General features: G+C 58.0%; 27 protein-coding genes and 2 pseudogenes. 15 read left to right on the forward strand and 14 right to left on the reverse strand.

What is annotated here, in order from left to right:
• Window positions 1–241: 241 nt before the first annotated feature.
• Window positions 242–1,279 carry an IS110 family RNA-guided transposase gene (locus AB1E34_RS17085; RefSeq protein ID WP_372573533.1) on the reverse strand — a complete coding sequence of 346 codons (1,038 nt, stop codon included), beginning with the start codon at window positions 1,277–1,279 and terminating at the stop codon, window positions 242–244.
• A 275-nt stretch (window positions 1,280–1,554) separates the two neighbouring features.
• Here AB1E34_RS17085 and AB1E34_RS17090 point away from each other — a divergent pair, with 275 nt between their 5' ends.
• From AB1E34_RS17090 to AB1E34_RS17100, 3 genes are all read left to right on the forward strand, one after another.
• The gene (locus AB1E34_RS17090) at window positions 1,555–2,196 is read left to right on the forward strand and encodes a tyrosine-type recombinase/integrase (protein ID WP_372573534.1); all 642 of its coding nucleotides are present in this window, start codon (window positions 1,555–1,557) and stop codon (window positions 2,194–2,196) included.
• A 96-nt stretch (window positions 2,197–2,292) separates the two neighbouring features.
• Window positions 2,293–3,048, forward strand: coding sequence for an ABC transporter permease (locus AB1E34_RS17095; protein WP_372573564.1), 756 nt, complete (start codon window positions 2,293–2,295; stop codon window positions 3,046–3,048).
• Entirely contained in the window at window positions 3,049–4,122 is a 1,074-nt protein-coding gene (locus tag AB1E34_RS17100; RefSeq protein ID WP_372573535.1) for an ABC transporter permease, read from the forward strand. It abuts the gene before it with no gap.
• Window positions 4,123–4,287: 165 nt separating this feature from the next.
• Here the strand turns inward: AB1E34_RS17100 and AB1E34_RS17105 are convergent, their stop codons facing one another.
• The 3 genes from AB1E34_RS17105 to AB1E34_RS17115 form a co-directional block, all read right to left on the reverse strand.
• Entirely contained in the window at window positions 4,288–4,608 is a 321-nt protein-coding gene (locus AB1E34_RS17105) for a c-type cytochrome (protein ID WP_372573536.1), read from the reverse strand.
• 111 nt (window positions 4,609–4,719) lie between these two features.
• The gene (locus AB1E34_RS17110) at window positions 4,720–5,433 is read right to left on the reverse strand and encodes a VIT1/CCC1 transporter family protein (protein WP_372573537.1); all 714 of its coding nucleotides are present in this window, start codon (window positions 5,431–5,433) and stop codon (window positions 4,720–4,722) included.
• Between the two features lie 241 nt (window positions 5,434–5,674).
• Window positions 5,675–6,037, reverse strand: coding sequence for a hypothetical protein (locus tag AB1E34_RS17115; protein WP_372573538.1), 363 nt, complete (start codon window positions 6,035–6,037; stop codon window positions 5,675–5,677).
• An 879-nt stretch (window positions 6,038–6,916) separates the two neighbouring features.
• Here AB1E34_RS17115 and AB1E34_RS17120 point away from each other — a divergent pair.
• Window positions 6,917–7,762, forward strand: a complete 846-nt coding sequence (locus AB1E34_RS17120) for a universal stress protein (protein ID WP_372573539.1) — start codon at window positions 6,917–6,919, stop codon at window positions 7,760–7,762.
• A 35-nt stretch (window positions 7,763–7,797) separates the two neighbouring features.
• Here AB1E34_RS17120 and AB1E34_RS17125 read toward each other — a convergent pair whose 3' ends face one another.
• Together AB1E34_RS17125 and AB1E34_RS17130 are read right to left on the reverse strand one after the other, a co-directional pair.
• Window positions 7,798–9,591, reverse strand: a complete 1,794-nt coding sequence (locus tag AB1E34_RS17125) for a PHA/PHB synthase family protein (protein ID WP_372573540.1) — start codon at window positions 9,589–9,591, stop codon at window positions 7,798–7,800.
• 85 nt (window positions 9,592–9,676) lie between these two features.
• Window positions 9,677–10,699, reverse strand: a complete 1,023-nt coding sequence (locus tag AB1E34_RS17130) for a zinc-dependent alcohol dehydrogenase (RefSeq protein WP_372573541.1) — start codon at window positions 10,697–10,699, stop codon at window positions 9,677–9,679.
• A gap of 171 nt (window positions 10,700–10,870) precedes the next feature.
• Between AB1E34_RS17130 and AB1E34_RS17135 the strand changes: the two genes are divergently transcribed.
• Window positions 10,871–11,572 carry an IS6 family transposase gene (locus AB1E34_RS17135; RefSeq protein WP_372573542.1) on the forward strand — a complete coding sequence of 234 codons (702 nt, stop codon included), beginning with the start codon at window positions 10,871–10,873 and terminating at the stop codon, window positions 11,570–11,572.
• Window positions 11,573–11,698: 126 nt separating this feature from the next.
• Window positions 11,699–12,709, forward strand: a complete 1,011-nt coding sequence (locus AB1E34_RS17140) for an IS110 family RNA-guided transposase (RefSeq protein WP_372573543.1) — start codon at window positions 11,699–11,701, stop codon at window positions 12,707–12,709.
• A gap of 197 nt (window positions 12,710–12,906) precedes the next feature.
• On the opposite strand, the gene AB1E34_RS17145 is transcribed toward AB1E34_RS17140, so the two are convergent.
• From AB1E34_RS17145 to AB1E34_RS17180, 8 genes and pseudogenes are all read right to left on the reverse strand, one after another.
• Window positions 12,907–13,206 (reverse strand): transposase, encoded by a 300-nt coding sequence (locus AB1E34_RS17145; RefSeq protein ID WP_372573544.1) that lies wholly within the window; start codon window positions 13,204–13,206, stop codon window positions 12,907–12,909.
• Between the two features lie 104 nt (window positions 13,207–13,310).
• Window positions 13,311–13,484, reverse strand: a pseudogene (locus tag AB1E34_RS17150) (transposase); the annotation flags it as partial.
• A 74-nt stretch (window positions 13,485–13,558) separates the two neighbouring features.
• Window positions 13,559–13,866: pseudogene (locus AB1E34_RS17155) on the reverse strand (transposase); the annotation flags it as partial.
• Between the two features lie 110 nt (window positions 13,867–13,976).
• A complete protein-coding gene (locus tag AB1E34_RS17160) occupies window positions 13,977–14,084 on the reverse strand; it encodes a DUF2474 family protein (protein WP_372573545.1) in 108 nt (35 codons plus the stop codon).
• Entirely contained in the window at window positions 14,084–15,085 is a 1,002-nt protein-coding gene (cydB, locus tag AB1E34_RS17165; RefSeq protein WP_372573546.1) for a cytochrome d ubiquinol oxidase subunit II, read from the reverse strand. Before cydB ends, AB1E34_RS17160 begins: the two co-directional genes overlap by 1 nt.
• 11 nt (window positions 15,086–15,096) lie before the next feature.
• On the reverse strand, window positions 15,097–16,509 hold the full coding sequence (locus AB1E34_RS17170) for a cytochrome ubiquinol oxidase subunit I (RefSeq protein WP_372573547.1): 1,413 nt from the start codon (window positions 16,507–16,509) through the stop codon (window positions 15,097–15,099).
• Between the two features lie 71 nt (window positions 16,510–16,580).
• Window positions 16,581–17,012: a DsrE family protein gene (locus AB1E34_RS17175; protein WP_372573548.1), complete on the reverse strand. Its 432-nt coding sequence runs from the start codon at window positions 17,010–17,012 to the stop codon at window positions 16,581–16,583.
• Between the two features lie 44 nt (window positions 17,013–17,056).
• Window positions 17,057–17,695, reverse strand: coding sequence for a peroxiredoxin (locus AB1E34_RS17180; RefSeq protein WP_372573549.1), 639 nt, complete (start codon window positions 17,693–17,695; stop codon window positions 17,057–17,059).
• A 120-nt stretch (window positions 17,696–17,815) separates the two neighbouring features.
• Between AB1E34_RS17180 and AB1E34_RS17185 the strand changes: the two genes are divergently transcribed.
• The 9 genes from AB1E34_RS17185 to AB1E34_RS17225 all read left to right on the forward strand — a co-directional run bounded on the left by AB1E34_RS17185 (window position 17,816) and on the right by AB1E34_RS17225 (window position 24,824).
• The gene (locus tag AB1E34_RS17185) at window positions 17,816–18,286 is read left to right on the forward strand and encodes an Rrf2 family transcriptional regulator (protein WP_372573550.1); all 471 of its coding nucleotides are present in this window, start codon (window positions 17,816–17,818) and stop codon (window positions 18,284–18,286) included.
• The gene (locus AB1E34_RS17190) at window positions 18,283–18,945 is read left to right on the forward strand and encodes a Crp/Fnr family transcriptional regulator (RefSeq protein WP_372573551.1); all 663 of its coding nucleotides are present in this window, start codon (window positions 18,283–18,285) and stop codon (window positions 18,943–18,945) included. Before AB1E34_RS17185 ends, AB1E34_RS17190 begins: the two co-directional genes overlap by 4 nt.
• Before the next feature lie 92 nt (window positions 18,946–19,037).
• Window positions 19,038–19,250: a YgaP family membrane protein gene (locus AB1E34_RS17195; protein ID WP_372573552.1), complete on the forward strand. Its 213-nt coding sequence runs from the start codon at window positions 19,038–19,040 to the stop codon at window positions 19,248–19,250.
• A 4-nt stretch (window positions 19,251–19,254) separates the two neighbouring features.
• Window positions 19,255–19,686 carry a YeeE/YedE family protein gene (locus AB1E34_RS17200; RefSeq protein ID WP_372573553.1) on the forward strand — a complete coding sequence of 144 codons (432 nt, stop codon included), beginning with the start codon at window positions 19,255–19,257 and terminating at the stop codon, window positions 19,684–19,686.
• Window position 19,687: 1 nt separating this feature from the next.
• Window positions 19,688–20,116, forward strand: a complete 429-nt coding sequence (locus AB1E34_RS17205; protein ID WP_372573554.1) for a DUF6691 family protein — start codon at window positions 19,688–19,690, stop codon at window positions 20,114–20,116.
• Window positions 20,117–20,145: 29 nt separating this feature from the next.
• Window positions 20,146–21,027 (forward strand): MBL fold metallo-hydrolase, encoded by an 882-nt coding sequence (locus AB1E34_RS17210; RefSeq protein ID WP_372573555.1) that lies wholly within the window; start codon window positions 20,146–20,148, stop codon window positions 21,025–21,027.
• Window positions 21,028–21,038: 11 nt separating this feature from the next.
• On the forward strand, window positions 21,039–22,718 hold the full coding sequence (locus AB1E34_RS17215; RefSeq protein ID WP_372573556.1) for a bifunctional protein tyrosine phosphatase family protein/NAD(P)/FAD-dependent oxidoreductase: 1,680 nt from the start codon (window positions 21,039–21,041) through the stop codon (window positions 22,716–22,718).
• 63 nt (window positions 22,719–22,781) lie between these two features.
• Window positions 22,782–24,515: a SulP family inorganic anion transporter gene (locus tag AB1E34_RS17220; RefSeq protein ID WP_372573557.1), complete on the forward strand. Its 1,734-nt coding sequence runs from the start codon at window positions 22,782–22,784 to the stop codon at window positions 24,513–24,515.
• A gap of 117 nt (window positions 24,516–24,632) precedes the next feature.
• Window positions 24,633–24,824 (forward strand): DUF2798 domain-containing protein, encoded by a 192-nt coding sequence (locus AB1E34_RS17225; protein WP_372573565.1) that lies wholly within the window; start codon window positions 24,633–24,635, stop codon window positions 24,822–24,824.
• Window positions 24,825–25,131: the final 307 nt, after the last annotated feature.

Here is a 25,131-nt window from a genome sequence, read left to right on the forward strand (position 1 = left end):
CAGCGTCGGGATGATGCTTCTGTCCGTGGTCAACGCTGTGGCTGCCACATGATGCCTGGTTCAAGAGCGGTTCCCGCGCGCCCATCTCTCGCACGTGCTCGAATGTGAGCATTCGGCGACGAGCGGCTTCACGGCGTCATCGGGGACCGCGTCCCGACGGGGACCTCGGTGGGCCTGTGCCCTCGGGCGTGGCCAATTCCTTCTGTCAAGGGTGAGAGTTGGCAACTTCCGTTCCGGATGCCTACGCGGCAGCCGTTCCAACGGCATGACGGCAAAAACAGAACCCGGTTCCATCGCGCCACATCCGATGCAAAACGACACCGATACGTCGAGCCAGGGCTGTTGTTGCACGCCGTTGGCCACGGCGTGCGGCCACCCGCAACGCCCAAGCTCCAAGCCAGTTGTGCCGCCCGCAACGCAACATTGTCGTGGCCGCTTGAAAGAGGGCCGTGCGCAGCACTTCATCACCCGCACGCGTGAGGTGACCGGTGATGTCCCGCTCTCCCGACTGTTCCCGCCGCGGGGTCAGCCCAACCCAGGGGCCGACATCTTTTGAGGACCGGAAACGGGCGGGATCGTCAATGGCCGAGCGTACCGTCAGCGCAACAATCGCTCCGACACCCGGCATCGTCATCATCAGTTTGCACGCTGTATCCTGTCTCGCCATATCCCGCAGCAGCCTTTCCAAGACCGCCAGCTCATTGCGCAGTTCGATCCGCAGCCGCAGAATTGGTGCCACCGCCGCTTCGAGCATTGGATTGCCATGTACCAGTTCCCAAACTCGCGTCTCGAACCGGGTCTTGCTCACCTGGCCCATCTTCAGCCCGAAGTTACGCAAAACACCTCTGACTGACTGTTCGAGCTTGATTGCGGCGTTCAGGATCGCCTTGCGTGAGGTCAGGACTGCGCGCATCTCCTGTGCTGATACAGATTTGCAGTGCACGGGCCGGAACCAGCCCATCTGCAACAGACGGGCGATGCCGAACGCATCCCGGCGGTCGGTTTTGATTGGCATGGCCTTCAGTGCGCCCTTCACATGCCGTGTTTCCATCAAAACCACTTCAAAGCCCGCCGCCGTTAAGTGCCTATACAACCACTGCGACAGCGGCCCCGCCTCCAACCCCACGACCTCTACATTTCCTGAGAGATCCCGCAGAAATGCGGTCAATACCTCTGGTTCGCTGGCCGCGCTCGCCTCCTTCACAACCTTACCGCAATCGCTCAGAACGCAGATCGCCGTGCTTTCAAGTGAGACGTCAAAGCCGATAAACAAATCCATGTCGTTGTCCTTTCATTCTGTCAAAGAAACGGCGCGCGCCTCCTGGCATGCCCCCGCAGACACGCCATACGTGTCAAGGACAACGACGCCTCATCACCACAAACACATCAAAATGCCGAAACGGTGGCGGTTCACGCCAAGCCCTATTACGGCATCTCTCGCGGTATTGGCGCTTGTGGCGGATGATGCGCACGAATGTGAGCATCGTAGGTTTTGCGACCTGATGAACCTGTCTGACGATTGGGACCTTCTCAATCTAATGACAGGAGGGTCTGATGACCGATCAATATGTTCCCAAGCTGCGCCAGCGTTTTCTTGAAGATATGCAGATCAAAGGGCTGCAACCAAAGACTCAGACGATGTACCTTCGGGCAATGCGCGACTTCACGCGGTTTCTGGGGCACGCGCCGGATAGCGCGACGCCTGAGGAGTTGCGGGCGTTTCAGTTGGACATGAAGGAACGGGGTATGGGCGCTCCGACTTTCAATAACCGGCTGACGGTTCTGAGCTTCTTCTTTGCTACGACTTGCCCAAGGCCCGAGATGAAGCGGCACATGCAGTATCAGCGGGCGGCCAAGAAGATCCCCGTCGTGCTGAGTGCTGAAGAGGTCACACGCATCCTCGAAGCGGCACCTGGGCCAGGGCTCCGATACCGCGCGGCCTTCAGCGTTGCCTATGGCGGCGGATTGCGGGCGAGTGAGGCCACCCACCTGAAGGTTGGCGATATCGACAGCGACCGCATGCTGATCCGGGTCGACCAGGGCAAGGGCCGCAAGGACCGGCATGTGATGCTGTCGCCAAGCCTGCTTGGTTTGCTACGGGATTATTACCGCGAACCGCGCATATGCCGCCGAGATTGCCGGATCGCGATATTTCAGGCCCACGCCGCCTCTGACCAACGCGGCGGAGGGTCGTGATCGGCTGATCGCGGGCGATGTGTCTCTGGTGGTCGAACTGCCCCCCGATTTCGGGCGCAAGCTGCGCACGGGGAGGCGACCGAGGTCTTGGCGACCGTGGATGGCGCAATCCCCTTCAAAGGCAAGACCGTCGAAGGCTACGTAGCCGGGTTGCACCGAACATTTCAAGATGTGCTGGCGCGGGAGGCGGGCGCCCGGCAAGCCGAGATTGCCCGGATCGAACCCCGGTTCCGTTATAACCAAAGCTTCGAAAGCATTGCGGCGATGGCACCGGCCATGCCAGCGATCCTGCTGATCATGCTGCCCGCGGTCCTGACGGCGGTTAGCGTCGCGCCGGAACGGGAACTGGGCTCGGTCATCAATTTCTACGTGACCCCGACAACGCGGCTGGAGTTCCTGATCGGCAAGCAGCTTCCCTATATCGGGATCGCCTACGCGAACTTTCTGCTGTTGGCGGGCATGACAATTGTCGTCTTCGGCGTTCCGCTCAAGGGCAATTCCCTTCCCCTTGCGATAGGCGCGCTTCTCTATGTCTGGGCGACCACCTCCTACGGGCTGCTGATCGCGACGATGACATCCAGTCAGGTTGCTGCGACCTTTGCGACGGCCATTGCCTCGGTGGTGCCGACGATCCAGTTCTCGGGTCTGCTCCAACCGGTTTCGACGCTTGAAGGGGGGGCTCAGACCATAGGCTCTCTCTGGCCGTCCTCCTACTTCCTTCATCTGAATGTCGGCGCGTTCACCAAGGGATTGGGATGGGAGGCCCTCGCGCCCGACCTTCTGGCCCTGGCCTGTTTCGGTCCGGTGCTGACCGCAATCGCGGCGCTGTCTCTGCGCGCGCAGGAGAGATGAATGCAACGGCTGTCCTGCATCTTCTGGCTTGGTCTGAAAGAGATGATGAGCCTTCGCCGCGACTGGGTGATGATGGCCTTGCTGGTCTGGTCCTTCACTCTGGCGCCGATCATGGAGGCCACCGGTGTCGCCAGTTCAGTGAACAACGCCTCCATCGCGTTTGCTGACGAAGATAACTCACCGCTTTCACGCGCTTTAGCGGCTGCGTTCTTTCCGCCGGAATTTCAGCCCGTTGTCCAGATTCTACCCGGATCAGGCCCCGCGCATATGGATGCGGGGCGGTTTCTGTTCGTTGTCGCCGTGCCACCGGGCTTCGAGAAAGACGTGCGCGCGGGACGGGTGCCGGAGGTTCAGGTTCTCATCGACGCGACCGCGATGGAACAGGCCGGGATCGGCGCGAACTATATCACCAACATTCTGGCTGGCGAAATCCGCCGCTTTGCCATCGGTGCCGATCTGGTGGACGCGCCCTTAATCGGGGTCATCCTGCGCAGTGCCTTCAATCCGAACCGCGATACCGTGCGCTTTGCCGGTATCGTCGCGCTGATCGGCCAGATCATGTGGCCGACAACCATTCTCACCGGCGCCGCGATGATCCGGGAACGCGAGCACGGCACCATCGAACACCTGCTGGCCATGCCAATTGCCTCGTTCGACATCGCGGCGGCCAAGATCTGGACGAATGCCGGGGTGGTGCTGGTCGCCGCCGGCCTGTCTCTGACATTTTTGATGCAAGGTTCCTTGGGGATCGGTATCGCCGGATCCAAGGCGCTGTTTCTGCTTGGCACCGCGCTCTTTCTCTTCACCGCGACGGCGCTCGGGGTATTTCTGGCGACGCTGGCGCGCTCCATGGCGCAATTCGCGCTGCTGGTGATGCTGATCGTCTTGCCGATGCTGATGCCGTCAGGTGGTGAAACACCCATCGAGGGTCAGCCGGATTGGGCACGCTCATTCTTCCGTCACGCCACTACATGTCGGTCAGCCAGGCGATCGTCTTCAAAGGCGCCAGGATCGAGACGGTATGGCCAGAATTCGCGTGGATGGCCTTTCTCGGTATCGCCCTTCTTACGATGAGCATCATGCTCTCCGGCGGTCGGTCGCGCGGGATGGTTAGAGCAAAGGCGGCTGGTTTAAGAGGGCTCCCGGCCATGAAAACCGGCCAAGGCGTTTCACCGGGAAGATGATCTCAAATCCGGCGCTTGGGCTGAGGAAATAGTTGAAACCACATCGACAGGACGCTCACTCTTCCAGAGAAACGATATACGCCACCATATCGCCGATATTGCCGCCAATCATATACTCGGTGTAGCGCGGCATGTCCTCGTGAATGGGCTGTTCAATGCGGTGTCTGATCTGTTCCTCTGATCGATACTTTGCAATCGCCGCAAAGCTGGGCGGGTCCATCTTGAATGGTCCACTCTCGCTCACATCGTGACACTGAACGCAGTATTCCTCAGCTATGTCGCGCCCCATTTCGACATTGCCCTCTTCGGCGGATAGAGCGCTCGAACTCGCGCTCAACGCAATGAATGAGAGTGCGAGGTAACGTGCGGGTTTCATGACTTAATCCTTCTCTGGGCAGACTAAGAACCCGTTTGGTGTGGTGTCCTGCAACCGAGATGCGCTGCCTCACCAAAAGGTTCCAAGAGATCGTTATTGCGGATCCGAGCGTCAGATGTGAAACATGGTCCCCACTCCAAATGCGATCGCCGCCGCAACTCCGCCAATGAGCGACGTTTCGATGGCGGATCGCCACCATGGGCTGAGCGACCAGAAACTTTTTAACGCACCAATCGCAAAGAAGGCCGCCATGGTCACCCAGGCCGACACTGCGAATGCGTCTGTCAGCCCGAGCATGAAAGGCAACAGCGGGATCATCCCCGCAACGAGAAACGACAGGAATGTGGTTGCCGCCGAACGCAGCGGGCGCGGATCGACTCCGCCCAACCCGTATTCGCCCTCCAGCATAAGCGCGATCCAATTGTTCCGGTCCTGGGTTATCGCATCCGTGGCTTGTCCCAAAACCTGCCCCTTTAGCCCCTTTCGCGACAGAATCTCCCGCACCTCAAGCCATTCGCCCTCGGGGTAATCCCGAATGTGGCGTTCTTCGATCTTTCGAATGCGTGCAATGTTGTCCCGCTCCGCTTTCACACCGGAGTAATTTGCCGCCGCCATGGAAAAGCCATCCGCCAGAACGTTTGCCAGCCCCAGAACCACAATGATGTATGGAGATAGACCCGCACCCGTTACGCCCGCTACAATCGCGAAAGTCGTGACAGTCCCGTCAATGGCACCATACACTGCATCGCGAAGCACTCCCCGACCCTGGGGATGGCCTATGCGAGCAGAGATTTCCGCCCGGGTATGTCCGTGATCGGGCACCATCAAAATTTCCTACCGTTCCAGTCTAAAGCTTCGCCCAAACTGCGCCTTGCCTTTCTCAATTCGATGCGTGGCAGAGCCTGACCAACGCACCCGCCACAGCTGCGGCGGAGTAGTTGACCTGTCAGCCACCCATGGTGTGGATTGTCACGTTTCGGAGTGCCGCACGGAAGAGACCCGCATGCCGTAACCGATCTTCGATGCGATGAGGAGCATCGATCTATCGATCCGTAGGCTCGGCGCGCTAGACCGGCTCGGATTTTGCCGTACTTTTCGTTTTACGCGCCACCTTTGTTACGGCTTCTGCGGTTTTTTCCACGGCGTCCGCCTCGGTTTCACTTACATGCTGTGCGCAGCGGGACACAACATCGAACCATTCACGCGCATCCTCAACCATCCGCTCAATCGAATGACGCTGCCATTCCGCCAGGGTTTGCATCGCCTTCGCGGGCTCCACACTGTCGCCCGATGTCGTTTCCCGCGCGACTTCCAATGCGGTGCGGGCGGCTTCGTGACGGCGCTGGAACCAGTGGCGGGAAAACGCCTCGGCCTCATCCAACAGCTTATCCTGCGCGTTCCAGAACTGCTCAATCTGTGGTGTGATCATTGGGTTGCTTGGCATCATGCTTTGCATTGATTTCAGAACTTCACCAAACCTTCAGGCGACGCGACTTTTGCTGACTTCGTAGGCATCCTCTATCCTCCCAGAAAAAGATGACGGTAGGTCGATTTTATCACATCCACGCAAAGCAACCTTAACGGAGATCAAGCCACCGCCGCGAATAGGAAGAGAGCGGGCCCTCAGCGGCACCCGGAACCTCGAAGGTGACTTCCGGCGATCTTGTCCAGCTCATGTCCTGAACGGCCAAATCGGCGTGCTTTTCGCGCTGCGCCGTCCACCGTCGTCAGGCTGGAAGATTGTAAGGCCCCAGTGGTCAGCACCCTGTTGGCCGTGCCCGAAAGTGATGTCGCGATGATACGGGCCGGCATGTCGCGGAGGCCCCTACCTGCCAAAGCCCCAAGTCCATCGGTCAGCATCAGCAGGCCGATCAGAAACTGGCCTACACCTCCGGGTGCTTATAATACATTCCAGAACATGTGCGCCTTTCACCCTTTGCTGAAGGCCTTCGTAGCCTCAGACCTACGGTTTTGGACCGCTGCCTGACCACACCGCCACTCGCCGCCAAGGCGTCATTGACCGCCCCATACCAGCCCTACAACTCTTGGTTTCGCGACTTTGCCTTTTTCATTGTCTCACCCTGGCTTGGCAGAATACACCTGAGAAGCGGAGCGCTGCTTTTGCTGGCGGGGAGGCCATGCCCGGCGGTTTTCGAAGCGCAGGTCATCACACCTATTGCTTAGATCATTTTACCACGGCGATCTGTCGCCCGTTTGATCGATGTCAGCGACTGCGCCCTCTACGTTGCGCTATGTGGAGAGGGGAAGGGCCTGATCTTTGGCTCGGGCGCTCTGTTTGGAGGCGAACATGGATCATCGAACAATTCTTCTGATGCTGAACAAGGAAACCTCCGGCGAGATACTTGCGGAATACGCGGAGAACGCGCGCACTAATGATGCGCATCTCATCTGCTTGATGCTGGGGTCGACGCCCGCGCTGCCCTACTACGCATACGGAAATCCGCCCTATGGCACGGTCAGCGCGCCGGAGAACTGGACTGAGCTGGTTCATAAGACCAGATCAGAGCAGTGCGCACGGGCAGAGCATATTGAAACCTTGCTCGCCCGAATCCAGGCATTTGGCGAAGTGCGTTCGTTGATATGCTCAAGCTACGATATCAAATACGATGTCGCGCAATGCGCCATGGCCTGTGATGTTGCGCATATCGCGCCCAATCTGCGGGAAACCGAGGTGATGTTCCGCGAGGCAACGCATGGGCTTCTGTTCCGCTCGCCCGTTGGGTTGGTGTTGAATGGCGACCCCTCGGTCACCCGGCGCCGGATTTTCGTGGCCTGGAATGGCGGTCTGGCATGCGCGCGCGCGGTCCATGCAGCGCTGCCCTATCTGGGTGCCTGTGAGGAAGTGATTATAGGCTGTTTCGACCCGGTAATGTCATCAGAGAAAGACGGCGAGAATCCCGGCAGTGACATCGCCGCGTGGCTCAGTCATCGGGGCTGTGCTGTCTCTGTGCATCAGTATCCCAGCGGTGGGCTGGAGATCGGGCGCTGCATTCAGGACCGCGCCGCCGAAACCGGCGCGGATCTGGTCGTGATGGGGGCCTATGGACACGCTCGCGCGCGCGAGGCCATCTTCGGTGGCACGACCCGAACAATGATAGAGCAAGCGGAATTGCCCGTCCTGATTGCTCACTAGCACTGTGTGCAAGATCGGGACGCGCGAGCTCGCAATCAGGACAAGTGCACGTAGCTGCCCGGTGCCGACGGCAGTTGTTTGACGCCTCTGCGCTTTCCGCCCATGGGCGGAGGCGCGGCCGACCCCGTCGAACGGGCCTTGAGCCAATCCGCCATCGCGGGCCACCAGGACCCTTGGGTCACCTGGCTGGTCTCAAACCAGTCGTCAGGCGAGGTATAGAGCGCATCGGCAGGCCTATGACCCAGCCGGTAGTGGCGTCGCTTGTGCCCAGGTTCGCTCAGGATACCGCCATTGTGGCCGCCATTGGTGAGCACGAAGGTCAGGTCTCCGTCCGTGAACAGCCTGATCTTGTAGACCGAGCGCCAGGGGGCGATGTGGTCGCTCTCCGTTCCCACGACAAATAGCGGCAGACGGATGTCTTTAAGGGCCACCACACGCCCATCAACGGCGAAGCGGCCGGCGCTCAGCCGGTTATCCAGGAACAGGCCGCGCAGGTATTCCGAATGCATCCGTGCGGGCATGCGCGTCGTATCATTGTTCCAGACCGTGAGGTCAGAGGGCAAATCCTCCTCACCCAAGAAATAACGGCGCATGGCGCGGGCATAGATCAGGTCTTCGGCGCGGATCGTCGTGAAGGTGCGCGTCATCTGTGGCCGGTCCAGGTAGCCCTGCAGCCACATCAGGTCCTCGACAAAGGAAACCTGGCTGTCATCGATGAAGAGCAGGAGTTCACCGGCTTCGGCGAAATCGACCTGTGCCGCCATGAGTGTGACGCTGGCCAGCCGATCATCGCCGTCGCGCTGCATCACCGCAGCCGCAATCGCCAGCAGCGTGCCGCCCAGGCAATAGCCGTTGGCATGGATTTTCTGACCCGGCACGATCTGCTCCACCGCGTCGATCGCGGCCATGATCCCCTGCTGGCGATAGTCTTCGAGGCCGAGATCGGCTTGATCCGTGCCCGGATTGACCCAGGAAATCATGAACACGGTGAAGCCCTGACTGACCAGGTAGCGCACCATGGAATTCTCCGGCGAGAGGTCTAGCACGTAGTATTTCATGATCCAGGCTGGCACGAAGAGAATGGGTTCGGCCTGCACCTTCTTGGTGGTCGGAGTGTATTGGATTAGTTCGAAAAGCGCGTTGCGGAAGACGACCTTGCCCGGTGTCGCCGCCAGATCCTTGCCGATCTCGTAGCCTTCGGGCGGGGGTTCGTGCTGTTGCGTGGCGGTGCGGGCGAGATCTTCCAGAAAGTGCGCGCCGCCTTCGACCAAGTTACGACCGCCGGTCTGCAGGCTGCGGTCGATGATCTCTGGATTCAACCATGGGAAATTCGATGGGGAAATGAAATCGAGCGCCTGTCGGACTTGAAACTGGGCGCGCTCGGCGTCGCGCGGCGCGATGCCGGGCATGTCATCCGTCGCGGCCTGCCACCAGTCCTGTGCGCTCAAAAACGCCTGTTGCCAAAGCGCGAACGGAGCCTTTTGCCAGCCCGCGTCGGTAAACCGGTGGTCTTGCGCGCGCGGAGAAAAAGGCGGCTCGGGCGAGGCGCCCATCGCAAGCGCGCTGGCATGCGCCCAGAGCTTTGACATGTTGTGGGCCGCACGTTCCGCAAGCTCGGTCTGGCGACCGGGCGAGCGGCCCAGATGGACCGCCCAATCCATCCATGTGGCCATGATCGAATGCGGGGACACCCCGGCTGTTGCCCGGGCCAGAGCCGCACGCATGGCGCGGTCCAGCTTGTCATAGGGGTGGCCCGGCGTTTCGGGTTCGGGCTTGGTGTTCGCCGGGTAACGGTCGACTTCCAGCTTCCCTGGTTGCAACTCGTTCATCTATTTTCTCCGTTTGGGCCAGACGTTTCAATACGTTGCAGACGAGTGCTCGGGGACATGCCCCCGGTATTGTGACGCTCCGAGCCTAGAGTTTCATGACCACGCGCCCTTGGATGTCGCCCCGCTCCATACGCGCGAAGATGCCGTTGATGTTATCCAGTTCATCCCATTCGAAATGCGATGCAACCTGACCCTTGGCAGCAAAGGCCAGCGCCTCCGCCAGATCGTTGCGCGTCCCGACGATTGAGCCGCGAATGGTCTTGCGGGACAGCACGACGTCGAAAATCGGCAGTTCGAACCCGCCGGGCGGCAAGCCCACCAAGCTCATGGTGCCGCCGCGCCCCAGCATGCCAACCGCCTGGCCAAAGCTCTTGTTGGATACAGCAGTGACCAGAACGCCCTCGACGCCGCTGCCCGCCTGCAACTCGACCACCGGGTCGGTCTTGGCGGCGTTGACCACCATGTCGGCGCCCAACTGTTTGGCCAGCGCCAGCTTGTCATCGGCCACGTCCACAGCGATCACGTGGAACCCCATGGCCTTGGCATATTGCACAGCGAGATGACCCAACCCGCCGACACCGACGATGGCCACCGTCTGGCCTGGTTTCGCATCGGTTTCCTTGAGCCCCTTGTAGACTGTAACGCCTGCGCAGAGGATCGGGGCCGCCGGGCCAAATTCCAGCCCGTTGGGCAGATGTCCCAGATAGCTGGGATCGGCCAGCACATATTCCGCAAAGCCGCCATTGACGCCATAACCGGTTTTCGACTGATCGGGGCAGAGCGTTTCCCAACCGCCAACGCAGTGACGGCAATGCCCGCAAGCAGAGTGAAGCCAGGGAACGCCCACTCGGTCCCCCTCTTTCACAGTGGCGACACCCGCGCCAACCTCAGCCACGGTGCCCACGCCCTCATGGCCGGGTATGAACGGCGCCGAAGGCTTGACCGGCCAATCCCCACGGGCGGCATGCAGGTCCGTGTGGCACACCCCGCAGGCTTCGACCTTCACCACCACCTGACCCGGTCCTGCGACGGGTTTTTCCACTTCGCGAATTTCGAGCGGTGCACCGAGCCTAGGCACGACGGCCGCCTTCATCATTTCACCTGCCATGAGCGATCCTCCTGAAATAAGCGAATGCTTCGATGGGAGTTTGACACCAAACGCGACTGTTCGATCTGACAGAGGTCAAACTTGGCATTCTGAGAATTGGATTTTGAAGGGCGTTGTCACGTAAACTGCCGTTCGGTTGCTCATGTCAGCAATTGGACGTAGGTGACATCGATGAAGTCATCGTCAATCAGCTACAAGCGCCACCGATTTCCTCCTCAGATCATCGCGCGCGCGGTGTGGCTGTACGTGCGCTTCAATCTGAGCTTGCGGGAAGTTGAAGAGATGCTGCTGCAGCGTGGGATCGATGTGTCCTACGAAACAGTCCGGCGTTGGGTTATCAAATTCGGGCCGGCGCTAGCTCGAAACTTGCGGCAGAGACAGAACCGTCCAGGTGATGTCTGGCATTTGGATGAAGTTGCCGTGAAAATCTCGGGTCGCAAGTATTGGCTTTGGCGCGCGGTTGATCAGCATGGCGTCGTGCTGCACGAATTACTCCGACCGAAGCGGGACAAACGGGCGGCAAAACGGCTGTTGCGCCGCCTGATAAAGCGTCTTGGTTTCATTCCCAAGCGGATCATCACGGACAAACTACGCTCGTATGGCGCCGCCAAGCGAGAGGTCGCGCCGGGGTTGAATCACTGGTCGCACAAAGGCCTCAACAATCGAGTCGAGAACAGTCATCTCCCTTTCCGAAAGCGGGAAAGGACGATGCAGCGCCATCTCTCTCCAGGAGGGTTGCAAATGTTCGTGGCGACCCACTCAGCAATCCGCAATTGCTTCAGCGTCCCCGCTCGCCGCCGCTCCGCCTTAACAATCCGATATCACCGTCTCGAGGCATTTGACGCCTGGAATGGCGCCACACAGGCCGCTTGAATTTCATTTGACAACATTCCTTGGCGTTTCGGGAGTTAACGTGATGGCGTGGACAGCCCCACCCAGCGGCATCGCAATGTGCCATGTTGGAGTTGTTGAACCCAACAGAAAAAGGGAGCCATCCACATGCAGATTACAACATTGGGGATCGATATTGCCAAGTCTGTCTTTCAACTTCACGGGGTTGATGCTGATGGGAACATCCTTCTCAGAAAGAAAGTCCGACGGCGGGCTTTGCTCGATGTTCTTGCCAGCATCGATCCATGTCTGATTGGTATGGAGGCCTGCGCGACTTCACATTTCTGGGGGCGTGAGATTGCAGCCCGGGGCCATGAGGTGCGCCTGATCCCGCCGATTTACGTCAAACCTTATGTGAAGCGTCAGAAAAACGATATGGCGGATGCGGAGGCGATTTGCGAAGCCGTCACACGACCGAACATGCATTTCGTCGCAATCAAAAGCGCTGATCAGCAAGCAATTTTGATGCTGCATCGCGCCCGGGACCTTCTGATGCGGCAGCGCACGATGCTGATCAATGCGCTGCGCGCTCATATGGCGGAGTTCGGTATCGTTGCCGCCCGCGGCCCACACAAGCTCCGTGAACTTCTCGTTGATTTGCAGGATGACAGCGACAGCTTCCCCGAAGTTGCACGATCGGCCTTGCTGAGCCTGGTCCGGCAGATGGACGGCCTGGACGGCGAGATTGCCCAGCTCGATCGAGAGATACAGATCTGGCACCGTCAGAGCAAAGTCAGTCAGAGGTTGGCCACGATACCTGGTATCGGAGTGCTCACCGCGACGGCCTTGGCAGCGACCGTTGCCGACCCGACCCTCTTCAGATACGCTCGTCAGTTCGCGGCTTGGCTCGGCTTGGTCCCACGACAAAATTCATCGGGCGGCAAAGACAGGCTGGGGCGCATTACCAAGATGGGCGACGGCTACTTGCGCAAGCTTCTGGTCGTTGGTGCAACGGCCGTTCTCAGGCGCGCTGTTAGAACCCAAACGCAAATCGGTGAATGGGTGCGTCACCTGCTGGAGCGCAAACCATCACGGTTGGTCAGTGTGGCGCTGGCCAACAAGACCGCGCGGATCGCATGGGCCATTCTCGCAAAAGGAGAAACTTACCGCTCAGCGTAGAACTAGCGCGGCTAAGCCATAGCCGCACATCAGGATGCAAGAGCAATCTAAGTGATGATGATCAATGCAGCCGCACCGGGACACCCCGTGGAGTTGTCAGGGTATCGCAGCCCGTTAACGTGATAGGGATCCGGTTCGCGAACTTCATCAAGGCCAGCGGGTATATGCGCCGCGCAAACAGGCCGGACAAATGAGCGCTAGCTAAATGATCTCAGGCGACAAGAAAACTCTTGCAAAATAGGGGCTGTCCACAAATGACAACACCGTTTCACACAGTGCATCTTGGTCTCGACGCGGCTCCGACGGTGGTATCCACTCCACTTTCGCCAGATTGCTCGTCCCAGATAGCGTGAAGCATTTACCGCCTCATTCCTGGCGATAGCCCCAGCACTTGTGGGCTTCCAAGGTTTGGCATTTTTGCGCGGCGGAATGATGGCATGGGCATTGCGGGTGGCAATCGCATCGTGGCATCTGCGCGTGTCATAGGCCCCGTCCATTGCCCGGCAGGCGCATGCAAAGCATGCTGCCGAGAGGAGGCCGTCACTGACCCGATGTCCTGAGCTGGTGGGATTTGGTCGAGCAATTCGAGCAGCATAGGGGCGTCGCCCACATTGCTCGTCGTGACCTCGACCGCCCGGACTTCCAGCGTTTCCTCGTCAATCCCAATGTGTATCTTGCGCCAAATGCGTCGTTTCGGGCCGCCATGTTTGCGCGCATTCCACTCGCCTTCACCTTCTGCCTTGATGCCTGTGCTATCCACTGCCCGACAGGGCATCGCGAAGTGATGTCCCGAGAGGGGATCAGCAGGTTCAGCGGGCCACTGCCACCGCGATACGGCAAGCTCACGTCCAGCGTCTTCTGACGGCGGCACAGCGTGCTGAAATTGGGGACAGCCCAGTCCAATCCGACCAGCCGCAACAGGCTCTCAACAAACCCCGCAGTCTGCCGAAGTGGCAGGCCAACAATACCTTTATCGTCAGGCAAGTCTGGATTGCAGCGTCGCTGAACTGGGATTGCCGCCCGCGCTTGCCGCTCGGTGGAGGTGCCCAAACCATCTCAGGGTCAAACCAGATCGACAACGACCCTCTCTGCTTCAGTGCGTCATTGTAAGACGACCAATTCGTGGCCTTGTACTTTGTAGGGGCCCAACTGCTCATGTACTCCGGCTATCACGCTGTATTCGCAAGATGAATCCCCTCAGGACATTTGTGCAACAAAGCCACTTCGCACGACCGAGAGATGTCATGGGCTGATCTGTCGATATGAATTAAAGCACCACCACTCGTATCAGCATTGCGACAGAACCCAAGGCCATGACGCTGGAAATCCACAAGCCAACAAACCAGACCCATTTGCCAGTCAGAGTAGGTGTCATCAGTGATACCCCTCTGATGGATCCATTTTACCGCGAAACACCCAGTAGGCGTAAGCTGTGTAGGCTAAGATGACCGGGATCAAGATCACCGCACCCACCAACGCAAACGCTAGGCTACTATCCGGCGCTGCAGCCTGCCAGATTGTCAACGAGGGCGGCACCATCATTGGGAAAAAGCTAATCCCAATGCCGATGAAACTGACAACAAAGAAGCCAAGCGCGGACAGGAAAGGTCGCAAATCGCTTTGATCGCTGAGGCCTGTAAAAAACGACCAGGTGAGGGCAACCATCAACACAGGCACGATCATTGACCAGAGGCTTCCTGGCAGATTGAACCAGCGTTCGAAATACACTGGGTCCTGAAACGGTGTCAGGATGCTGACGACACCAATCACACCGAGCGTTGCGGTGCCAAGCCACCAGGCATAGCCCCGCATTTGAACCTGCAGACCGTCTTCGGTTTTTAGCACCAGCCATGTTGCACCAAGAAGCGCGTAACCTACGACGACTGCGAGACCGGTGAGCACCGAGAACGGCGTGAGCCAGTCAAACCAGCCCCCTGCATAGGCACGGCCATCGATCTCAATCCCTTGCGTCAGCGCGCCTAAGGCAATCCCCTGACAAAATGCACCGATGAAAGACCCACCAAAAAAAGCTGCGTCCCAAAGCCCCTTCCTCTCGGTTCGCCAACGATATTCAAAGGACACGCCCCGAAACACCAGGGCCAGCAGCATCAGGATGACAGGCATATAGAGTGCTGGCATCACGATGGCATAGGCCAAAGGGAAGACAGCAAGGAGACCGCCGCCCCCAAGTACAAGCCAGGTTTCATTTCCGTCCCAAACGGGGGCTACGGAGTTCATCATCAGATCTCTGTCCCGTTCGGATTTTCCGAATGGAAACAGGATGCCGATACCCAGATCGAAGCCATCGAGCACCACATAGGTCAAGACGGCGAAGGCAATCAGCGCCGCCCAGATAAGTGCAAGATCAAAAACCATGAGAGTGCTCCTTATTCGCCAGGTTTGAAGTCGGGATCGACCTGCGGTGCCGGGGTGATCCCTGCGGTCCGGATCGGTCCATCGCGCAAGCCAAGTTTTGGCGTCGCTGGTCGCTTGTTCATCATTCGCAAGATGTAGAACGTGCCCGCCCCAAAAACGGCGAAATACACGATGACAAAGGCTACGAGGGATGCAGCGACGGCAGGCGCGCCGGCGGGTGCCAAGCTGTCCGAGGTGCGCAAGAAGCCATAGACTGTATAGGGCTGACGCCCGACTTCGGTTGTGATCCACCCAGCAAGAACAGCCACAAATCCGGTTGGCCCCATGAGAATGCCGGCACGGTATAGCCAGGGTGCGTCGTAGAGTGTGCCGCGCCAGCGCGCCCAAGCGGACCATGCGCCTAAACCCAGCATAGCGAACCCGAGCCCGACCATGACCCGGAAGGACCAGAAAACGATTCCAACGGGCGGTTGTTCGTCATCGGGGATCGTGTCGAGCCCCATCACCGGCCTATCAAGCGGCTTTTCAAAGATGAGGTTGCCGAGGCCGGGAATGCCGACCGCGTAGTCCAAGCGTTGTTCAACATCGTTGGGGACCGCGAAAAGGTACAAAGGAGCCCACCCCTCGGGATGGCTTTCGTAATGGCCTTCCATCGCCATGATCTTGATCGGTTGGTGTTCGAGCGTGTTGAGCCCGTGCTCGTGCCCGGCAAAGATCTGGATCGGAGTGACTATCACGGCCATCCACATCGCCATGGAGAACATGCGCCGCGCTTCCTTGTCGGACCTGTCACGTAAAAGATGCACCGCCCCGACAGCTCCCACAACAAGCGCAGTGGTCAGGAAGGCCGCAAGCACCATATGCGCTAGGCGATGGGGGAAGGACGGGTTGAAGGCGATCTGCCACCAGTCTTCCGGCACAAACTGGCCAACCTCGTTGATCGAAAAGCCTGCGGGCGTTTGCATCCAGCTGTTCACCGACAAGATCCATGTGGCTGACATCAGGGTGCCGAAAGCCACCATCACGGTAGCAAACATATGGAGTTTCTCGCCCACCCGTTCGCGACCAAAAAGCATGATCCCAAGGAAACCGGCTTCGAGAAAGAAGGCCGACAGAACCTCATAGGCCATAAGCGGCCCGATCACCGGCCCGGCCCGATCCGAAAAGACCGACCAATTGGTGCCGAACTGATAGGACATTACGATGCCCGAAACGACGCCCATTCCAAAGGCAACGGCGAAGATCTTTTTCCAGTAGTTGAAAAGCGTTAGATAGGTTTCATCCCGTGTCCGCATCCACAGCCCGTTCAGAACGGCAAGGTAACTGGCCAGGCCGATCGAAAAGGCGGGAAAGATGATGTGAAACGACACCGTAAACGCGAATTGGACACGCGCCAGCATCTCGGCGCTGAAGCCATCAAGCATAGTAAACTCCCAATCCTGCAAAGTGACCGGCTATGGCAGCGCCCCGCCATAGCTCGCGTCTTTCAAAGTGTTCAGAACGACATGATCCTTGTGTTGGGTGCCAGCATGCGCGCGGCCATTTCAGGCGGTCTGGCAGCTGAGATCCCGTCCAAAAGCGCTGTCGGTTCAATGCCCTTGTTTGGCAGATAGATGGCACAAACTTCGACCGTGGCCCCGCTTTGCATAATGTTCTGCATCAGCCCCTGCGGGCTCAGATCGCGGGGTGCTTGCGGTGCCGTTGCGGAGGCAGGCGCCTCCTTCAGCGCAAGATCACCCGCTGGTCCGCAAAGTAGGATATGTGCGTTTGATCCCTGCTGCATGGACTGCATGGTGAGTACCATGCTCATCAATTGCGTTTGCGGCTCACCAGACGAAAGGATTGTCACAAGGTTAGGAGTGTCGTCGGCCTGCGCGACAGAGCTGAGGCCAAGTGCAGTCGTTAAAGCGAGTAGAAACGTCTTCATGCGTGTTCTCTCCGATGTAAGGAAAATGTTGGAGGCGAAACGGCTTAGGCTTCGGCAGTCAGGTCCACAGTGCGCAGATACGGGCGGATTTCCTCGAACCCTTGCGGAAACTTGGCGGTTGCCTCTGCATTCGACACAGATGGCGGGATGATCGCGCGGTCGCCGGGCCGCCAATCGGCGGGAAGGGCGACACCGTTCGCATCGCCTGTCTGCAACGCGTCAATGGAGCGAAGAATTTCATCAAAGTTGCGTCCCACACTCATCGGGTATGTCATCGACAAACGCAGCTTTTTGTCGGGGTCGATAATGAAGACGGATCGAACTGCAGCAGTTTCCGACTCTCCGGGATGGATCATTTCGTAGAGTTTAGCGATTTCACAGTCCGGGTCTGCAACGATGGGAAAACGCAGGGTTGTGTCCTGGGTATCGTTCACGTCTTCAATCCATTTGAGGTGCTCACCAACCGAGTCCGTGCTAAGCCCAATCGGCTTTACACCACGTTTTGCGAAGCCTTCGGCCAATTGCGCCGTGCGCCCCATTTCTGTGGTGCAAACGGGGGTAAAATCGGCGGGATGGCTAAAAAAGAATACCCAATCATCGCCAATCCAGTGGTGAAATGAGATTTGTCCAGTGGTGGTGTCTGCCTTGAAATCCGGAACAATGTCGCCAAGCAGAAGTGTCATCTTGCTCTCCTTTGGTTATCTAAGCCTGAACTAGGAGCAGCCCCGCCGGAGTTCAGTGACAATATCACCCAACTTGAAAAAAGATATAATTAAAATATAAGTTCAAGATGAGGAGAGATCATGAAACTGACATCTTACACCAATTTTGCTCTGCGTTCTTTGCAGTTGGCGGCGCTCAAGTCCCCCAAATTGATCCGGGTCGATGATGTTGTACGTGTGCATGGGCTGGCCCGGCCGCATATCGTCAAAATCGTGCATGAACTGGGCCTTGCGGGATATGTCGTGACACAACGCGGGCGCAATGGTGGGTTTCGCTTGGGCAAACCCGCCGAAGAGATTGTGATAGGCGACATCGTTCGTTTGACAGAAGGTCCGCTTGATCTTGTCGAGTGCTTCAACCCAGAGAAAAACACTTGCCCCCTAATCGGAATTTGTAAGCTTTCACGCGCCCTTCAAAGGGCAACACGGGCGTTCATGGACGTGCTGGATGATCTAACACTGGCAGATATTGCCGCGAACCGGGATGATCTGCTGGTGCGTATCGCCCCACTTGAGGAGGGCATCGTCGCACCGATGCGCAAAGCACGATGATCGCCGATTGGACAGAGCGGTTTCAGGGCACTGCGGCCTTGCCGCGCCCCGTGCGGGACCGATTGCTCACGGTGGCACGTACAATCGAGATCCCCTCTGGCGCGCAGGTCTTTGGACCAACGAACATACCAGACAGCCTTTTCTTTCTTTACGATGGCCGCATTCGTGTTTCGCAAAGCTCAGACACGGGCCGGGATATCGTGCTTTACCGTGTAGATGCTGGTGAAAGCTGTGTTTTGACGACCGCTTGTATGCTTGCCGAAGAGGCTTACAACGCGGAAGGCATCGCAGAGACTGATATCACCGCCATCGTTCTGCCAAAGCTGGCCTTTGACAGGCTGGTGGCCGAGGAAGAGGCGTTTCGGAAGTTCGTCTTTGCTGCCTATTCCCGGCGGTTGATTGATTTGCTGCGCGTCGTGGATGACGTCGCCTTTGGGCAAATGGATGTGCGCCTAGCCGAACGGCTTCTGGCGTTGGCCGGGGATCTTAAGGAAATTGCGGCCACCCACCAACAACTGGCCAGTGAGTTGGGCACGGCCCGCGAAGTCATCAGTCGTATTCTGCAGGATTTTCAGAAGCGCGAGATGATTGCGCAATCGCGTGGCCGTATTGAACTACGGGATAAACCCGCCCTTCGGGGGCTCGCTACATCGGCGTAGTATTCAGCTTTCTGCCCGATAAGTGACATTGTCACTGAAGCCCCCAAATCAAAGTTATATCTGTTCTCCAAGTTATCAGAATGGAGAACGCTATGAGCACCAATGTCGGAACCATCGACCGCATTCTTCGCGCAGCACTTGGCGTTGGGTTACTCTACATTGCCTTCCTTGGCGGGTTGCCTGCATTTGACGGTGCCCTCCTAAAATATGGTGCGGGGATTGTCGGTGCTGTGATGCTCATTGTCGCTGCCACCCGCGTCTGCCCGATCTATTCTATCTTCGGCATCAAGACTTGCCGGGTCTAAGGACATGGAAACGGCGTTTACACCTTTCACTTCCCTTGGCGGCGGCTTGCTCATTGGCCTCGGGGCGGTGCTGTTAATGCTGGGCCTGGGACGGATATTTGGTGCCACCGGCATATTATCTGGTGCGGTTTTTGTTGAAAGCCGGGACGAGATGACCTGGCGCTTGGCATTGATCATCGGCATGATCCTGTCCCCTGGCCTGATCTTCGCTGTCACAGGCGCGATACCTGCGCTGACAGTCCCTGTAAGCCCTACCATGATCGTCATTGGGGGTGTCATCGTGGGGCTTGGCGCAAGCCTTGGATCCGGATGCACCTCTGGTCATGGGGTTTGCGGCTTGTCACGTCTGTCGATCCGCTCGCTCGTGGCTGCGCCGACTTTCATGGCGACCGCTGCCGTCACCGTCTTCTTGATACGTCATGTGATCGGAGGCTGAGATGAAACACTTGTTTGCACTTTTGACCGGCCTGGTGTTCGGCACGGGGATTGCGATCTCTGGCATGATGAATCCGGCAAAGGTCCTGAACTTTTTTGATATCGCCGGGACGTGGGACCCAAGCCTGATGTTCGTCATGGGCGGTGCCTTGGTCGTGACGTTTATCGGTTACAGACTGGTTTGGCGTCGTTCGAAGCCGCTGTTTGAACAGCGTTTTCAGGTGCCTACCTCAACGCTCATTGACAGCAAGCTCATCGGCGGCGCGGCGCTGTTCGGCGTTGGCTGGGGAATCGCAGGTTTTTGCCCTGGTGCTGCAATCCCCGCGCTTGGGACGGGCCGCTGGGAGGTCGCCTTATTCCTTATTTCAGTGACAGGCGGCTTCTTTTTGCGTCGCTTGGTTCGCTCCACGCCAAAACAGGCGACCACCTAGCCCTAAGAATTGCTTTTGGAGGATACAGCATGACTTACCCCGTCAATATGACCATCAAGCCGGAGGTTCAGGCCTTCTTTGACGATGCCACCAACACGATCAGCTACATCGTGAAAGATCCATCGTCGGAAGCCTGTGCGATTGTCGATAGCGTTATGGACATCGACTATGCCGCCGGGCGGATCACCTATGACCACGCGGATGAGTTGATCCGTCAGATCGAGGCGCAAGGCCTGAAGCTGGAGTGGATCATCGAGACCCATGTTCACGCCGACCACCTGAGCGCAGCACCCTACATTCAAGGTAAACTGGGCGGCAAGATCGGTATCGGATCAATGATTATGGTCGTGCAGGACACCTTTGGAAAGGTCTTCAACGAGGGGACGGAGTTCCAGCGCGACGGGTCGCAGTTTGATGCCCTTTTCGAAGATGGGGACACATATCAAATCGGCAATATGCAGGCCTTTGCGATGTATACGCCTGGCCATACACCTGCCTGTATGGTGCATGTGATGGGTAGTGCTGCATTTGTGGGCGACACGTTGTTTATGCCCGACGGCGGTTCTGCTCGGGCGGACTTCCCCGGCGGTGATGCGGGTGTCCTTTATGACAGCATTCAAAAAGTGCTGGCCCTCCCCGACAGGATGCGGCTGTTCATGTGCCACGACTACGGTCCGAACGGGCGCGACATCCAGTGGGAAACCACGGTGGGTGATGAGAAAGCGCGCAATATCCATGTCGGCGGCGGCAAGTCGAAGGAGGAATTCATCAAATTCCGCACCGAACGCGATGCGCAGCTTGCGATGCCCAAGCTGATCATCCCATCGCTGCAAGTGAACATGCGCGCGGGCGAAGTGCCGACAGATAAGGACGGCAACCCAATGCTCAAAGTGCCTGTGAACCAGCTTTGAGGAGCGGATCGATGGATATCAAAAAGATTACCGAAAAAACTTCTGTCAGCCCGCAGATCACCGCCGAGGATATGGTGGAGATAAAGGCGGCAGGCTTCCGCGCCATTATCTGTAACCGTCCAGACGGCGAAGGAGCCGATCAGCCGAGTTTCGAAGAAATTGAGGCGGTTGCGACGGCGGCTGGGATCAAAGTCGCCTACGTGCCGGTCCAATCCGGCATGGTTCAGGACACGGATGTGGAGGCGTTTAGCGCTGCGCTGAAGGATCTACCGCGTCCCGTGCTTGCCTATTGCCGGACTGGAACACGGTCGGCCACACTTTGGTCATTTCATGAAAGCAAAAAACGTCCCATGCCTGAAATCCTCGCTGCGGCGAAGGCGGCAGGCTATGACATGAATGGTGTCGCCAGGCGTATTGCTAATGGCGGCAAGACCCCGACGGATACCGGTGACGCAAAGTATGATGTGGTCATCGTCGGTGGCGGTGCGGGCGGTGTGTCGGTTGCTGCCAGCCTGCAGTCAAGGAGGGCAAACCTGTCGATTGCGATCATCGATCCGGCGGATATCCACTATTACCAGCCCGGTTGGACGATGGTCGGCGGCGGTATCTTTGAGGCCAGCGAGACTGCGAAGACCATGGGGGCGCTCATTCCGCGCGGAGTCAAATGGATCAAGGCGGCTGTGGCCGCGTTTGAACCCGAAAACAACGCCGTTATCCTGGATGGATGCCGGGTCGTCAAATACGACCGTCTGATTGTTTGTCCCGGCTTGAAGCTGGATTGGGAGGCCGTCGAAGGGCTGGAAGAAACCCTTGGGCGAAATGGCGTGACCTCGAATTATCGCTACGACCTTGCTCCCTACACTTGGCAGTTGGTGCAAGAGCTGAAAGAGGGCCGCGCGCTTTTCACCCAGCCACCGATGCCGATCAAATGCGCCGGTGCGCCGCAAAAGGCGATGTATCTGTCCGGCGATGCCTGGTTCCGCAACGGAGCGCTAAAAGATATCGACATTCAGTTCATGAATGCAGGCGGCGTGCTTTTTGGTGTGAAAGACTATGTGCCGGCGTTGGAAAAGTACGTCAAAAGGTACGATGCAACGTTGAACTTCTTTCACAATCTGGTGGCGGTGGATGGCCCAGCAAAGACCGCGACATTCAAAATCGCCAAGCCGGACACCGACCTCGACACCGTCACAGTCGATTTTGACATGATGCATGTCTGTCCGCCGCAGGTCGCCCCGGACTTTATCCGGGTGTCCCCCCTCGCGGACGCGGCGGGCTGGGTAGATGTGGATCAGACCACGCTGCGCCATAAGAGCTTTGACAACATCTGGTCGCTTGGCGATGTCATGAACGCGCCCAATGCCAAAACCGCTGCGGCGGCACGCAAGCAAGCACCAACAGTGGCCGAAAACGTCGTGGCAGATGTCGCGGGGCGTTCGCCGACGGCTGCCTATGACGGCTATGGGTCATGCCCGTTGACGGTCGAACGAGGCAAGATCGTTCTGGCGGAGTTTGGCTATGGCGGCGTGCTCAAGCCCAGCTTTCCAACTGCGCTACTGGACGGCACCAAGCCGACTCGTTTGGCATGGTTCCTCAAGGAGAAAATGCTGCCGCCGATCTATTGGAAGGCCATGCTGAAGGGCAAGGAATGGATGGCCAAACCCGAAAAACTCAAGGTCACTGCTGAATAAGCAGCGGATAGACGTCGCGGCGGGGCTTTATCCCTGATCCCGCCGCCTTTTATGGACAAGACGATGACCCATCTGCTTCGGCGCTACATGCCAATCCTTGACTGGGGGCGCACTTACGACCGCAAGGCATTTTCCAACGATATGATTGCGGCTGTGATTGTCACAATCATGCTGATCCCCCAAAGCCTTGCCTACGCTCTGCTGGCAGGTTTGCCAGCAGAGACGGGGATTTATGCGTCGATCGCGCCAATCGTGCTTTATGCGCTGTTTGGGACAAGCCGTGCGCTGGCCGTCGGACCTGTCGCTGTCGTTTCGCTCCTGACGGCTTCGGCCATCGGACAGATCGCCGAACAGGGCGCGGCGGGATACGCGATTGCAGCCCTGACACTTGCCTTTCTGTCGGGTGGTTTCCTGGTCCTCATGGGGGTCTTTCGGCTGGGTTTTTTAGCCAACTTTTTGAGCCGCCCAGTGATTGCCGGGTTCATCACGGCTTCTGGCATTCTGATCGCCACCAGCCAGCTCAAGCATATCCTTGGCGTCTCGGCCCACGGTCATACTCTTCCAGAGATGCTTGTGGCGATTGCGGGTCATGTTGGCGAAGTGAATTGGATCACGCTTGCCATTGGTACGACCGCGACCGCTTTTCTCTTCTGGGTCCGCAAAGGCTTGAAGCCGACGTTGAAGCGGCTTGGGGCTTCAGCGCTGGTGGCGGATATTGCGACCAAAGCAGGACCTGTTGCTGCAGTGGTTGGTACGACCCTCGCGGTGTGGGCGCTTGATCTCGCGGGCCAAGGTGTCAAGATAGTGGGGGTCGTGCCGCAGAGCCTGCCGCCCCTCACCCTGCCCGGATTTTCTCCGGATCTTTTGCAAGCGCTGTTGGTGCCCGCGATCCTGATCTCGATCATCGGGTTTGTTGAATCTGTCTCTGTGGCGCAAACGCTTGCCGCCAAAAAACGTCAGCGAATCGACCCAGATCAGGAATTGATCGGCCTTGGCGCGGCGAATCTTGGGGCCGCCTTTACTGGCGGTTATCCCGTCACTGGCGGCTTCGCCCGGTCCGTCGTGAATTTTGATGCCGGAGCTGAAACGCCGGCCGCCGGGGCCTTCACCGCCATTGGTCTTGCAATCGCGGCCGTCGCGCTCACGCCGCTGGTCTATTACTTGCCAAACGCCACGCTCGCGGCAACAATCATCGTGGCGGTGCTGTCGCTGGTCGATCTTTCGATCCTGAAGAAAACATGGCGCTACAGCCGCGCCGATTTTACAGCGGTTGCGGCGACTATCTTGCTGACCCTGACGCTTGGGGTTGAAGGTGGCGTCGCTGCTGGGGTTATAACTTCGGTCCTGCTGCACCTTTACAAAACGTCCAGGCCCCATGTGGCAGAGGTCGGCCGCGTCCCCGCAAGTGAGCATTTCCGAAACACCCTGCGCCATGAGGTCGAAACCGACCCGCGTGTGCTTAGCCTGCGGGTGGATGAGAGCCTTTATTTCGCCAACGCGCACTTTCTAGAGGATCTGATCCAATCCCGCGTCACCAGCGGCTGCAGCATCACCCATGTCGTGTTGATGTTCTCTGCGGTCAATGAGGTTGATTATTCCGCGCTCGAAAGCCTCGAAGCGGTGAACGCGCGACTAAAGGACATGGATGTCGGCCTGCATCTCTCCGAGGTGAAGGGGCCGGTTATTGATCGGCTAAAACGTTCACATCTGATCAATGACTTAAACGGCCAGATCTTCCTGTCGCAAAACGATGCATGGACGGCCCTAACAGTTCAACCGCGCGCAGCAGCAGAATAGACCGAAGATCATGATAGCAGCGGTGACTTTATCTCAACACGAAGTCAGGTCATTCGGAGATCCAATGATCCGCCCGTTCATCCCACGCGAGCTTGAGCATATTGCCTTCGGTATTTTCTGTCCTATTTCATGACGTTGCTGATATCCGGCGTGACGACATTCTTGGCCATCGGTTTCACGCCCGTTTTTGTACCGACTTGGCTATCAGCGTGGCTGTCATCTTGGGCAATAGCCTTTCCCACCGTATTGACCGTAGCACCCGTCGTACGCTGTATTCTGCATCGGTTCGTTGTAACGGTTGCAGTGTGATGCAGCACCGAGGAGAAGGCCCTAAGTTAGAAGCGGAACCGAACTGAGCGCCGCACTATACACCAATGACCGGTTTTCCTGCCGCCCTGCAACGCCATGAACGGAGCAAATGCAGCAATTTCCATGCTACGTGCGCTCGCAGCGAAGATTCTAAAGGTACAAGTTGGGCTCAAGCACTAAATCGCTCCGCGATATGGGCTCTGTTTGGCGTGAGTTGTGCTTACGCGGGATATGTTTCGCGGTTTGTTGAGTTGGGAGTTTCCTGTTGATCGAGGTGATTTTGCCTCGATTGACAGAGGGTTTTCCC

It is taken from the genome of Ruegeria jejuensis, assembly GCF_041537905.1.
Taxonomy (GTDB): Bacteria; Pseudomonadota; Alphaproteobacteria; order Rhodobacterales; family Rhodobacteraceae; genus Ruegeria_C.